This window comes from Sediminicoccus rosea (assembly GCF_033547095.1).
Classification (GTDB): Bacteria; Pseudomonadota; Alphaproteobacteria; order Acetobacterales; family Acetobacteraceae; genus Roseococcus; species Roseococcus rosea.
Genome location: NZ_CP137852.1, coordinates 934776 through 946951, shown reverse-complemented (window position 1 = coordinate 946951; position 12176 = coordinate 934776). Strand labels below are relative to the sequence as shown.

The following is a 12176-nucleotide window of genomic DNA, read 5'->3' as shown; positions in this document are numbered from 1 at the left end:
CATGCCGCGCGGCGAGGGGAATCACGGCATGGCGGAAGCCGCCCCGCCGGGTTAAGACGGTGCAGAGTGCCATGGGATGATGCGATGAGACGGCCCCTTTTCCTGAGCCTGCCGGCCGCCCTGCTGGCCGCCTGCGCCAGCCCCAACGCGGGGATCGAGACCGCGGGCGGCGATGCCTTCGTGCTCACCCGCGCCAATATCAGCGGCGTCGTGGCGGTGGAGGATGGCCTGGCCCAGGCGCAGAGTTTCTGCGGCGAGCACGGGCGCCTCTTCGTCATCACCAACAGCCAGGTGGGTTCCAGCGGCTATCGCCTGGATTTCCGCTGCGTGGCGCCGAACAACGTGCCGCCCCTGGCCGCGGCCAGCGCGCCGCCCCCGCCGCCGCCCGCCCGCGCCCCGCGCGGCCGCCGCGGCACGCCGCCGGCCGAGACCACGAGCACCGGCCCGGCCCTCGGCTTCGCCGCCAGCCTGCCGCCGATGGAGCGGGACAGCCGCCCCGCCATCGCCTGGCAGCCCGCCGACGCCAATATCCTGCCGCCGACCCCGCCCATGCCCGCCCAGCCGCTCTTCGCCCCGCCGCCTGGGCAATCCCTGGTCGCCGCCGCCCCGCCGGCGCGCCGCATGCCGCCGGCCGATGATTCGCCCATGGTGCTGCTGCCCCGCCTGGAGGCGGGGGCCGTGGCGCCGCAGCCGGCCACGGCCGAGGCGCAGCCCGCGCCCACGCTCCCCACCATCACCCGCCAGGACCTGCCCGGCGGCCTCCCGCCCATCCAGGCGGGCGGCTCCGCCCCGGCGCTGCCGGTGATCACCGCGAGCCAGCCCATGCCGGGCTATGGCCTGGTGGTGCCGAGCCCCAATCCGTTGCCCGGCGCGCCCAATTCGCTGCCGCCCATCGCGGGACCGGCGCGCGCGCCGACCTTCCCCACGGCGCCGGCCTCCGGCTTCCCGACGGGGACGACGAGCTTCACCCAGGGCTTCCGCTAGGCTCGCTGGACACGGACCGCAGCCCCAGGAGGGTTGCGGCGGGTGTGACGCCGGGCAGGGACGTGTCTGTCGCCGCTGATGTTCGCGAGCGGGCGACGGGTTGTTGGGAAAGACAGCATGCGCCCTTGGGGGCGATGACCTGCCGCAGCGGACCGCCATCGGAGGCAGCACCCGCCATGACGATCTCGGCGGGCAGGGCTTCGATCGCGCCGCAAGCCCGTGGGCAGTCACCGCGCCTGTGGACACCCGCGCCACCCTTGGCCGGACACAGATTTCATATCATGAATTCTTCGTGTTGGCGATCCAAACGCGGCGCGCCGCCCTCCGCGCGACCCTCCCCCTCGCGGCCCTGCTGCTGACCGGCTGCTCGGCCTATTTCGGGCCCGCCGCGACGCGGGACGGCATGTCCCGCCTGCAACCGGTGCTGGTGCCGGAGGACGGGCCGCTCGAATTCTCCATGGCGGCCAGCTGGGTGAACCTGCGGCTCCAGCCCACGCTGGGCCAGGCGCTCCTGCTCGGCGCCCGCAACGATCCGGTGATGGGGGTGGTCGCCGTGACCGAGCGGTCGCTGATCGGCGCCACCTGGACCGGCGAGACGCGGGGCTACGTCGTCGCGTTCCGCATCCCCTATCGCGAGATCGTCGCGCTCCGCCAGTTCGGCCCCGCCACCAACATCTTCGGTGGCCGCGTCGGCTTCTTCGATGTCGAAACCAACGCCCCGCGCCACGTCCCGCTTGGTGAGCCGTCGCGGACCGGGCTCTTCCGGGTCCTCCCGGACGGACCGGAGGTGTTGGATGCGCTGCGCAGCCGGGCGCCGCAGGCGCGCGACAACCCCGAATAGCGCGGCGCCCTCGGCACCGATCTGTCTTCAGGACCAGTGGCCCATGACAACGCTTCTCCCCCGCCGCGCCGCCTTCGCCCTCGCCGCCCTACTGCTGGCCGGCTGCTCGGCCTCCTTCGGGCCGGCCGCGACGCGGGACGGCACCTCCCGCCTGCAGCCGCTCCTGCTTCCGGAGGACGGGCCGCTGGAACTGGCCTTGCCGGCCCGATGGGTCAACGCGCGGACCATACCATCGCTCGCGGACTCGCTTCTGCTCGGCGCCCGCCCTGAGCCGCCGGTGGTGGGGGTGGTCGCCCTGACCGAGCGGTCGCTGATCGGCGCCAGCTGGACCGGCGAGACACGCGGCTATGTCCTCTCCTTCCGGATCCCGTATCGCGAGATCGTCGCGATCGCCCCCGTCGGCCCCAGAACCGACATCTTCGGGAACTTCATCGGCGGCTTGAGTGTCGAAACCAACGCCCCGCGCCACATCGCGCTCGGCCAGCCGCCGCGGACCGGGCTCTACCGGATCTTCCCAGACGAAGCGGAGATCGTGGACATGCTCCGGGAACGGGCGCCCCAGGCCGGCACCAACCCGCAATAGCGCGGCGCGCCCGGCTCAGACCACTGAATCAGGCTCCCCGACTCAGGCCCGGCGCATCAGCACATCCGGCCAGAGCGGCCATTGGGGGGTGGGCGCCAGCGGCCGGTCCACCAGGCTGAGCGCGGCGAGCGCGGGGAAGCGCGCGAGGATCCGGGCGCGGTCGCGCGCCATGTCATGGCGCAGGAAGTTCACGTCCCAGCGGTCGCAGAGGGGGCCATACACGGTCCTGTCGTTGCGCCAGGCCGGGGGGCAGGCCGCGTCGCGCGCCGCGCGGTCGGCGAAGACCATGTTCTGGGCGACTTGCCCGATGCCACCGATGTTGGCGGCCTCCCCGGCCCTGATATCGATCGTGAGCGGCGCCTCGGCCTGGAAGAACATCCAGCCGGTCGGCGTGGGCTGCGCGACCTGCCGCGCATGGCGGCGCGACAGCAGCGTCATCGTGGGAACCCGCTTCAATTCCTCCAGAAATTCATATAGTGCCGCCGCAGCGGGTCAAGCGGATAGCGGCGAGGGCCTGGCCGCGAGCCGCCCCCGACGCCATGGCCGGAGCCTGGATCAGATCTCACGCCGTTCCGGAGCCCACTTCCGGTCGGGCGCGGCATGCTCCGCCTCAGTCGTAGACCTGACTGAGCGTCTCGGCCACGAGGCAGGGGCGCGGATTGCCCTCCACCTCCATCTCGTTCTCCATCGTCAGGCGCACGCCGCCCTGGATCGGCTCGCAAGCCTTGAGCGTCAGGTGCAGCCGCACGCGTGAGCCGGACGGCACCATCGCCGTGAAGCGGACCTTGTTGCTGCCGTAGTTCAGCGCGCGCGAGCGATGCTTGATGCGATAGACCAGCGGCGACAGCCGCGGCAGCAGCGAAAGCGTGAGGAAGCCGTGCGCGATGGTCTTGCCGCCCGGCAATTCCCGCGCCGCGCGCTCGGTGTCGATGTGGATCCACTGGTGGTCGCCCGTCGCCTCGGCGAAGAGGTCGATGGTGCGCTGGTCCACCGTGTACCATTCGCTGGTGCCGAGCTTCTTGCCGACCCAGTTGGCCATGTCGGCGGGTTTTTCGATCTCGAGCATGCGTGCCTCCCTCTGCTTGCCGCCAAGCTTGCGGAGGGAGCGCCTACTCGTCCAGCCCCACCAGGGAGCGCGCGAAATCCCGCGCTTCGAAGGGCCGCAGGTCGGCCGCCTTCTCGCCCACGCCCACCGCATGCACCGGCAGCGCGAATTCCTGCGCGAGCGCCACCACCACGCCGCCCTTGGCCGAGCCGTCGAGCTTGGTGACGACGAGGCCCGTCACATCCACCATCTCCTTGAAGACGCGCACCTGGCTGACGGCGTTCTGGCCGGTGGTGGCATCCAGCACCAGCAACGTGTCATGCGGGATGGTCGCGTCGTCGCGCTTGAGGACGCGCACCACCTTGCGCAGCTCCTCCATCAGGGCGGACTTGTTGTGCAGCCGCCCGGCCGTGTCCACCAGCAGCACATCCGCCCCAGCCGCGCGCGCATCGCGCAGCGCATCGAAGGCGAGGCCCGCGGCATCCGCGCCCGGCTTGGCCGGGGCCACCACATGCGCACCGGTGCGCTCACCCCAGATCTGCAGCTGTTCGACGGCCGCGGCGCGGAAGGTATCGCCCGCCACCATCCAGACCTTCAGCCCCTGGGCGCGATACTGCTCGGCCAGCTTGGCGATCGTCGTGGTCTTGCCGGTGCCGTTCACGCCCACCACCAGCACGACATGCGGCTTGTGCCCGCGCGTGACGATGAGCGGCTGCGCGACGGGCGAGAGGATGGCCGCGATCTCCTCGGCCAGCGCCGCCTTCACCTCCTCGGGCGTCACCTCGCGGCCGAAGCGCGTGCGGCGGAAGCTCTCAACGATCCGGCCGGAGGCGCTGACGCCGAGATCGGCCGCGATCAGCGTCTCCTCCAGTTCCTCAAGAGCCGCGTCATCCAGCTTGCGCTTGGTGAAGACGCTGCCGATCGCATCCGTCAGCTTCGCGGTGGAGCGCGCGAGCCCGGCCTTCAACCGGCCAAAGAAGCCGAGCGGCTGGGCAGGTTCCGGCTCGGGCGCCGGGGGCTCCGGGGCGCGCGCCTCGATGGGCGGCGCCGGCTCTGGGATGGGCGCGGGCGGCGGCGGGGGCTCGGGCGGCGGTGGTGGCTCCGGCTCGGGCGCCGGCGGCTCGGCCACCGGCTCCATGGGCGATGGCGGCACCGTGCTCTGCTCGGCCGGGGCGGGCGCCTTGCCGGTCAGCTTGCCCCATAGGTCACGCAGCGCCATCAGGCCGCCTCCGCCATCAGCATGCGGCCGTCATGGCCCGTGACGCGCGCGCGGATCAGGCTGCCGCGCGCGGCCCCCGGCACGCGGATCGGCGCAAAATGCTGCGTGTGGCCCATGCCGTCCGCCTCCATCAGGCTGTGCTCGATGCGCCCCACCCGGGCCGCCAGGAAGCGCGCGCGCTCCGCCTCGCCCGCCGCGCGAAGCCGCGCCGCGCGCTCGCGCCGCAGCGCCATGGGCAGTTGCGGCATGCGCGCGGCCGGCGTGCCGCTGCGCGCGGAATAGGGAAAGACGTGGAGGAAGGCGAGACGCGTCTCCGCCACCAGCTCCAGCAACGCGGCGAAATGCGCCTCCGTCTCGGTCGGGAAGCCGGCGATGAGGTCAGCCCCCAGGGCCGCATCCGGGCGCAGGGCGCGGGCGCGGGCGGAGAGCCGCAGCAGGTCGGCCCGCGAATGTCGCCGCTTCATGCGCTTCAGGATCAGGTCATGCCCATGCTGCGCCGAAAGGTGCAGATGCGGCATCAGCCGCGCCTCCTCGGCGAAGACGCGCCAGAAATCCTCGCCCAAGGCGGCGGGGTCGAGCGAGGAGAGGCGCAGCCGCGGGAGTTCCGGCACCTCGCCCAGGATGGCGCGGATCAGCACGGGGAGTTCGGGGTGGCTGGCCAGGTCCACGCCGGTCAGCACGATCTCGGCATGGCGCGTGGCGAGGTCCCGCGCCGCCGCGACCGCCTCGGGGATCGGCAGGGCGCGCGCCGGCCCCCGCCCCTGCGGGATGATGCAGAAGGTGCAGGCGTGGTCGCAGCCCTGCTGCACCGCGAGGAAGCCGCGCGTGCCGCCGCCTGCCGCGATGCCCATGGGGGCCGCGCGCCCAATCGGCGCCACCGGCGCGCCCCAGGCGGCGGGGTCGAGCTTCGCGCCATTGCCGATGACGCGCGTGACGCCGGGCAGCGCCGCCCAGGTCTCGGGCGCGATCTGCGCGGCGCAGCCCGTCACCAGGATGGGCCGGCCGGGCTGTTCCCGCGCGGCGCGGCGGATCGCCTGCCGCGCCTGGGATTCCGCCTCACCCGTCACGGCGCAGGTGTTGATGATCAGCGCATCGGCATAGCCCGCCCGCGCCGCGAGGCCGCGCATGGTCTCGCTCTCGGCCAGGTTCAGCCGGCAACCGAAGGTCAGGGTTTCAGCCAAGGGTGAGCTCACCCTTGAAGGAGGTCGCGACCGGGCCGCTCATCAGCACATGCCCGTCCGCGCGCTGCTCGATTACGAGGTCCCCGCCCGGCAGCGTCACGGTGCAGCGCGCCTCCACCAGGCCGCGCCGCCGCGCATTCACCAGCGCGGCGCAGGCGCCAGAGCCGCAGGCCAGCGTATAGCCCGCACCGCGCTCCCAGACGACGAGCCGGATATGGTCCCGCGCCAGCACCTGCACGAAACCGATATTGGCGCGCTCGGGCAGCAGCGGGTGGTGCTCCAGCTCCGGCCCGATGCGGAAGACGTCGAGTGCGCTCAGCTCCTCGACGAAGAAATTCGCGTGCGGATTGCCCATGGAGCAGCAGGCGGCATCGCTCACGCCATCGGCGGCCATGGGCACATGCAGCGTGTCCATCTCGCGCGCCAGCGGCACGTCGGCCCAACCCAGGCGGGGCGGGCCCATGTCCACGCGCACCGTGCCATCGGGCAGGCGCTCGGCACCCAGCAGGCCCGCGATGGTGCGGATCGCGATGCTGGAGCGCCCCGTCTCGTTCAGGATGAGCGAGGCCGCGCAGCGCGTGCCATTGCCGCAGGCGCCGGCTTCGCTGCCATCGGAATTGTGGAAGCGGAAGAAGACGTCGGCGTCTTGCGCCGGTTCCAGCGTGATCAATTGGTCGAAGCCCACGCCGCGATGCCGGTCCCCCACCCAGCGGATGGTCTCGGCCGCCAGGGCGCGCGGCTCCGCCCGTGCATCCAGCACGACGAAGTCATTGCCCAGGCCATGCATCTTCAGGAAGGGGACTTGCATGGCTTGCATATAGGACATGCAAAGACTTGGCGCGAAGGGGTGGGGGGGCCTATGTGCTGCGCGCATGAACCGTTCCCTTCCTCTCCGCCTCGCTGCCCTGCTCGCGCTGGGTGCGCTCGGCGCCTGCGGCAGCAGCTTCTCGGCCAATGAGTATTCGGCGCGCGCCGTGCAGCAGGCCAACCCCGTGCAGCAGGGCGTGATCGTCGGCTCGCGCCGGGTCGCCATCGCGGCGGGCGGCGAAACCGGCGCCACGGCGGGCGCTGCGGCGGGCGGCGCCATCGGCGGCGCGGCGGCGGCCGGCAATTCCGTCAGCACGGCGCTGGGCGCGGTCGGTGGCGCGCTGCTGGGCAGCCTGGTCGGCACGACGGCCGAGCGCGCCACGGCCAACACGGACGCGGTGGAATACATCATCCGCAAGAACAATGACGCCGAACTGATCTCGGTCACGCAGCGGGACCAGGTGCCCATCCCCCTCGGCACGGCCGTGCTGGTGATCGCGGGCAACCAGGCCCGCGTGGTGCCCGACTACACCGCCACCCAGGCCGAGCCCGCCGCCCGCCCCGGCCAGCGCCGCACCGCCGCGCCGCGCGCGGAGCCGGCGCCCGCACCGCCCGCCCCGGTGGCCGAGCCGCTGCCGCCGGCCGCGCCCCTGGCCCAGGCCGCGCCAGCCACGCCCGACCCGGAGCCAGCGCCCGTGCAAGGCCTCACGCCCATCGCCGCCCCCATGGATGCGGCGCGCGCGCCCTAGGCGGCCGGGACCTCATCCAGCGCGAAGAAGACGGGCTTTCCGGCCGCGCGGAACCGCGCCACCTCCGCATCCGCGCCCACCGAGGCGCCGCCGAGGCGCAGGCAAGCGTCGCAGCGCTCGGCCAGCGCGAGGCTGAGCGGCATCATCACCTCGGCATGGGCGGCTTCGGTATTGCCGGCGGCCGCGATGAGGGGAAGCGCCATGTTCACGCCGATGACGGGGACATGGCCGCGGCGAAACACCTCCAGCGCCGCCCGGTTCAGCGCGACGAGCCGCGCCGCGCGGGTCTCGGCATCGGCATTGCCCGTGCTGTAGGGTCCGGCCAGCATGATCCACATGGCAGGGCTGCTGCCATGCAGGTGCCCGCCGGGCAAGCGCCCCCTGGACTTGGGGGCCGCCTCCCGCTAAAGACCCGCCTCCCTTGCCATGGCCGTTGGACAGCCTGGCGAGCGGAAATGCATGCCTCCCTCGCATGGTGCGAGAGCCAGGGGCAGCCCCAACCCACCGACAGGAGGGCCCGAATGTCCAAGATGAAGACCACTTCGAGCGCGAAGAAGCGCTTCAAGATCACGGCCACCGGCAAGGTCATGGCCGGCCCCGGCAAGAAGCGCCATTGCCTTTCCGCCCGCAGCCAGAAGGCCAAGCGGCAGAACCGCGGCTCGCAGGTTCTGGAGCCGCAGGACGCCAAGACGGTGATGACCTGGCTGCCCTACGGGCTGCCCCGGTAAAGCGCGGAAAGGAGAACAGATATGGCTCGTGTCAAGCGCGGCGTTACCGCCCATGCCCGTCACAAGAAGGTCCTGGACCTCGCGAAGGGCTATGTGGGGCGCAGCTCCACCACCTATCGCGCGGCGCTGCAGCGCGTCGAGAAGGCGCTCCAGTACGCCTATCGCGACCGCCGCAACAAGAAGCGCGATTTCCGCGGCCTGTGGATCCAGCGCATCAACGCCGCCACGCGTGAGCATGGGATGACCTATTCCCAGTTCATCGCCGGCATCAAGGCCGCCGGCATCGAGATGGACCGCAAGGTCCTCGCGGCGCTCGCCTTCGACGAGCCGGCGGCGTTTGCCGCCATCGTCGAGAAGGCCAAGGCCGCGCGCCCCATCGCCTGATCGCGGTCGGACGCCGAGTTTCAAGGGCCGCGGCGCGCGAGCGTTCGCGGCCCTTTTTCTTGTGATAGGGACCACCTCATGTCCGATGATCTCGCGGCGCTCGCCGCCAGCACCGAAGCCGACCTCGCCGCCGCCGCCGATCTGCGCGCGCTGGATGCCGTGCGCGTCGCGGTGCTCGGCAAGTCCGGCGCGCTGACCGCGCTGCTCAAGGGCCTGGGCGCGATCCCCGCCGAGCAGCGCAAGGAGCGTGGCGCGGCGGTGAACGCGCTCAAGCTCCAGCTCGAAGCCGCGATCGAGGCGCGCCGCGCGGTGCTGGAAGCCGCCGCCCTCGACGCCAAGCTCGCCGCCGAGCGGCAGGACATGACGCTGCCGCCGCGCCCCGCAGCACCAGGCGGCACCGGCGGCATCCATCCCATCTCCCGCACCATCGAGGAGCTGACGGCGATCTTCGGCGCCATGGGGTTCAAGGTGGTGGAAGGCCCGGACATCGAGGGCGACTGGTACAATTTCGCCGCCCTCAACATCCCCGACCACCATCCCGCGCGGCAGGACCAGGATACCTTCTACCTGCCCGGGATGATCGAGGGCCGCCGCACCGTGCTGCGCACGCAGACGAGCCCCTTGCAGATCCGCACCATGATCGGCCAGGCCCCGCCGATCCGCGTCATCGCCCCCGGCCGCACCTATCGCGCCGACCATGACGCGACGCATTCGCCCATGTTCCACCAGGTGGAGGGGCTCGTGATCGACCGCGGGATCACACTCGGCCACCTCAAAGGCTGCCTCACGGATTTCCTGCGCAGCTTCTTCGGCATCGCCGACCTGCCGGTGCGTTTCCGCAGCAGCTACTTCCCCTTCACCGAGCCCTCGATGGAGGTGGATATCGGCTGGAACCGCAAGACGGGCGAGCTGGGTGCGGGCACCGACTGGCTGGAGATCCTGGGCAGCGGCATGGTCCACCCCCGCGTGCTCGCCAATTGCGGCCTGGATGCGCGCGAGTGGCAGGGCTTCGCCTTCGGCATGGGCATCGAGCGCATCACCATGCTGAAGCACGGCATGGCCGACCTGCGCCCCTTCTTCGAGGGCGATACGCGGTGGCTCAGCCACTACGGCACGAACCCGCTTTCCCCCGCCAGCCTGCATGAGGGCGTGTGATGAAGTTCCCCCTGTCCTGGCTGCGTGAACACCTCGAGACCGAGGCCACGCTCGATCAGATCAGCACCACCCTCTCCGCCATCGGCATCGAGGTGGAAGGCATCGAGGACCGCGCCGCGGCGCTGGCCCATTTCCGCATCGCCCGCGTGATCGAGGCGGTGCAGCACCCCAATGCCGACCGGCTGCGCGCGCTGCGCGTGGATGTGGGCGATGGGCGCGAGCTTTCCGTCGTCTGCGGCGCGCCCAATGCGCGCACCGGCATGCTGGGCGTCGCCGCCCTGCCCGGCGCCTTCATCCCCGGCACCGGCATCACGCTCAAGGCCGGCGAGATCCGCGGCGTGAAGAGCGAGGCGATGATGCTCTCCGCCCGCGAGATGGGCCTGGGCGACGACCATTCCGGCATCGTGGACCTGCCGGAGGACGCGCCGCTCGGCGCGCGCTACGTGGATTACGCGGGCCTCGATGATCCGATCATCGAGATCAAGGTCACGCCCAATCGCGGCGATGCGCTCAGCGTGCGCGGCGTGGCGCGCGACCTCGCCGCCGCCGGCCTCGGCCGCCTCAAGCCATGGGCCGCCCCCGCCATCACGCCCGCCTATGAGACGCCGCTGACCTGGCGCATCGAGGATCCGCGCGCCTGCACCTGGGTGCTGGGCCGTGCCGTGCGCGGCGTGAAGAACGGCCCCTCCCCGCAATGGCTGCAGGACCGGCTGACCGCCATCGGCTTGCGCCCCATCTCGGCGCTGGTGGATGTGACCAACTGGTTCACCTTCGCCCTCGGCCGCCCGCTGCATGTCTTCGATGTTGCCAAGGTGAAGGGCGACACCCTCGCCATGCGCATGGCGCGCGGCGGCGAGGAACTGCACGCGCTGAACGGCAAGACCTACGCCCTGACCGAGGAGGACGGCATCATCGCCGATGCCGAGGGCCCCGAGGCGCTGGGCGGCATCATCGGCGGCGAGCCCTCGGGCTGCGACGAAACCACCACCGAATGCTTCATCGAATGCGCGCTGTTCGACCCCGTGCGCGTGGCGCTCAGCGGGCGCCGGCACAACATCTTCACCGATGCCCGCGCGCGCTTCGAGCGCGGGCTGGACCAGGCGCTGCTGCCGGCAGCACTCGACGCCGCGACCGCGATGATCATGGAACTCTGCGGCGGCCAAGCCAGCACGGTCAGTGAAGCGGGCCGCGCGCCGGCCTGGCAGCGCACCGCCACGCTGCGCTTCGAGCGGCTGGCGGGCCTGGGCGGCCTGGCCGTTCCGCCCGACCTCGCGGTCGAGCGGCTGGAGGCACTGGGCTTCACCGCCACCGAGCGGGATGCGACGCAGGTGACCGTCGCCGTGCCGCCCTGGCGCAACGACATCGCCGCCGCCATCCACCTCGACCAGGACCCGACGCTGGATGCCGCGCGCGCACGCATCGCCGCCGAGGGCTGTGCCGCGGTGGAAGCGGAATGCGACCTGGTAGAGGAGGTGCTGCGCCTGGGCGGCCTCGACGCCGTGCCCTCCGTCTCGCTGCCCGTGGCCTCGCCCGTGCCGCTGCCGGCGCTGGACGCGAAGCAGGTGCGCGCGGCGCTGGCGCGGCGCGTCATGGCCGCGCGCGGGATGCAGGAGGCGGTGACCTACGGCTTCATCGCGCAGCGCATCGCGGCAATGTTCGGCGAGACTCCGGAAGCCCTGCGCCTCGAGAATCCCATCGCCTCCGACCTCGATCAGATGCGCCCCACGCCCGTCGCCTCGCTCGCCTTGGCGGCGGCGCAGAATGCGGCGCGCGGCTTCGCCGATGTGGCGCTCTGTGAAGTGGGCGGCGGCTATCGCGACACGACGCCCACGGGGCAGCTCGCCATCGCCTGCGGCCTGCGCACGGGTGCGACGCCCGCCAACTGGGCCGCCCCCGCGCGGCCGGTGGAAGCGCTGGACGCCAAGGGCGACGCGCTGGCCGTGCTGGAGGCGCTGGCCGTGCCCATGGCGGCGCTGCAGGTGACGCAGGATGCGCCGGTCTACTACCACCCGGGCCGGTCCGGCGTGCTGCGGCAGGGGCCGAAGGTGGTGCTGGCGCAATTCGGCCAGCTGCATCCGCGCCTCTGCGCCGCGCTGGACCTGCCGGCTGGCAGCGTCGCCTTCGAGGTCTTCCTCGATGCGATCCCCGAGCCCAAGCGCCGCAAGAAATCGGCGCCCGAGCTCTCGGCCTTCCAGCCGGTGCGGCGCGACTTCGCCTTCCTGGTGGATGCCGGCGTGCCGGCCGAGAAGCTGATCCGCGCGGCCAGCGGCGCCGAGCGCGCGCTGATCACCGAGGTCACGCTCTTCGACCGCTATGCGGGCGAGCGCCTGCCGGAGGGCAAGGTCAGCCTCGCCGTCCAGGTCACGCTGCAGCCGCGCGAGCGCACGCTGACGGATGCCGAGATCGAGGCCGTGGCCGCCAAGATCGTCGCCGCCGTGGCGAAGGCGACGGGGGCGACGCTGCGCGGTTAAGGCGCTTCGGTTGACAGTTTTGAGGGGGG

General features: G+C 72.2%; 14 protein-coding genes. 8 read left to right on the top strand and 6 right to left on the bottom strand.

Annotated elements, in window-relative coordinates; genetic code table 11:
- The first annotated feature begins 84 nt into the window (after window positions 1-84).
- From R9Z33_RS04440 to R9Z33_RS04430, 3 genes are all read left to right on the top strand, one after another.
- Window positions 85-984, top strand: coding sequence for a hypothetical protein (locus R9Z33_RS04440; RefSeq protein ID WP_318650098.1), 900 nt, complete (start codon window positions 85-87; stop codon window positions 982-984).
- A 295-nt stretch (window positions 985-1279) separates the two neighbouring features.
- Window positions 1280-1825 (top strand): hypothetical protein, encoded by a 546-nt coding sequence (locus R9Z33_RS04435; RefSeq protein ID WP_318650097.1) that lies wholly within the window; start codon window positions 1280-1282, stop codon window positions 1823-1825.
- A gap of 43 nt (window positions 1826-1868) precedes the next feature.
- The gene (locus R9Z33_RS04430) at window positions 1869-2408 is read left to right on the top strand and encodes a hypothetical protein (protein WP_318650096.1); all 540 of its coding nucleotides are present in this window, start codon (window positions 1869-1871) and stop codon (window positions 2406-2408) included.
- Window positions 2409-2450: 42 nt separating this feature from the next.
- Here the strand turns inward: R9Z33_RS04430 and R9Z33_RS04425 are convergent, their stop codons facing one another.
- From R9Z33_RS04425 to dapF, 5 genes are all read right to left on the bottom strand, one after another.
- Window positions 2451-2846, bottom strand: coding sequence for a hypothetical protein (locus R9Z33_RS04425; RefSeq protein ID WP_318650095.1), 396 nt, complete (start codon window positions 2844-2846; stop codon window positions 2451-2453).
- A gap of 172 nt (window positions 2847-3018) precedes the next feature.
- The gene (locus tag R9Z33_RS04420; protein WP_318650094.1) at window positions 3019-3474 is read right to left on the bottom strand and encodes a MaoC family dehydratase; all 456 of its coding nucleotides are present in this window, start codon (window positions 3472-3474) and stop codon (window positions 3019-3021) included.
- Window positions 3475-3517: 43 nt separating this feature from the next.
- Entirely contained in the window at window positions 3518-4672 is a 1155-nt protein-coding gene (ftsY, locus tag R9Z33_RS04415; RefSeq protein ID WP_318650093.1) for a signal recognition particle-docking protein FtsY, read from the bottom strand.
- Complete coding sequence (locus tag R9Z33_RS04410) at window positions 4672-5853, bottom strand: MiaB/RimO family radical SAM methylthiotransferase (protein WP_318650092.1); 1182 nt, start codon at window positions 5851-5853, stop codon at window positions 4672-4674. The genes ftsY and R9Z33_RS04410 overlap by 1 nt, the downstream gene beginning before the upstream one ends.
- Window positions 5846-6661, bottom strand: a complete 816-nt coding sequence (dapF, locus tag R9Z33_RS04405) for a diaminopimelate epimerase (protein ID WP_318650091.1) — start codon at window positions 6659-6661, stop codon at window positions 5846-5848. The genes R9Z33_RS04410 and dapF overlap by 8 nt, the downstream gene beginning before the upstream one ends.
- A 64-nt stretch (window positions 6662-6725) precedes the next feature.
- Between dapF and R9Z33_RS04400 the strand changes: the two genes are divergently transcribed.
- Window positions 6726-7409: a hypothetical protein gene (locus R9Z33_RS04400; RefSeq protein ID WP_318650090.1), complete on the top strand. Its 684-nt coding sequence runs from the start codon at window positions 6726-6728 to the stop codon at window positions 7407-7409.
- On the opposite strand, the gene R9Z33_RS04395 is transcribed toward R9Z33_RS04400, so the two are convergent.
- Window positions 7406-7747: a DUF1937 family protein gene (locus R9Z33_RS04395; protein ID WP_318650089.1), complete on the bottom strand. Its 342-nt coding sequence runs from the start codon at window positions 7745-7747 to the stop codon at window positions 7406-7408. The two genes, R9Z33_RS04400 and R9Z33_RS04395, sit on opposite strands and share 4 nt — an antisense overlap.
- 183 nt (window positions 7748-7930) lie before the next feature.
- Between R9Z33_RS04395 and rpmI the strand changes: the two genes are divergently transcribed.
- The 4 genes from rpmI (at window position 7931) to pheT (ending at window position 12147) form a co-directional block, all read left to right on the top strand.
- A complete protein-coding gene (gene rpmI, locus R9Z33_RS04390; protein WP_213615555.1) occupies window positions 7931-8137 on the top strand; it encodes a 50S ribosomal protein L35 in 207 nt (68 codons plus the stop codon).
- A 21-nt stretch (window positions 8138-8158) separates the two neighbouring features.
- Window positions 8159-8521, top strand: coding sequence for a 50S ribosomal protein L20 (rplT, locus tag R9Z33_RS04385; RefSeq protein ID WP_318650088.1), 363 nt, complete (start codon window positions 8159-8161; stop codon window positions 8519-8521).
- A gap of 78 nt (window positions 8522-8599) precedes the next feature.
- Window positions 8600-9676: a phenylalanine--tRNA ligase subunit alpha gene (gene pheS, locus R9Z33_RS04380; RefSeq protein ID WP_318650087.1), complete on the top strand. Its 1077-nt coding sequence runs from the start codon at window positions 8600-8602 to the stop codon at window positions 9674-9676.
- Window positions 9676-12147 carry a phenylalanine--tRNA ligase subunit beta gene (gene pheT / locus R9Z33_RS04375; RefSeq protein WP_318650086.1) on the top strand — a complete coding sequence of 824 codons (2472 nt, stop codon included), beginning with the start codon at window positions 9676-9678 and terminating at the stop codon, window positions 12145-12147. The genes pheS and pheT overlap by 1 nt, the downstream gene beginning before the upstream one ends.
- Window positions 12148-12176 lie beyond the last annotated feature (29 nt).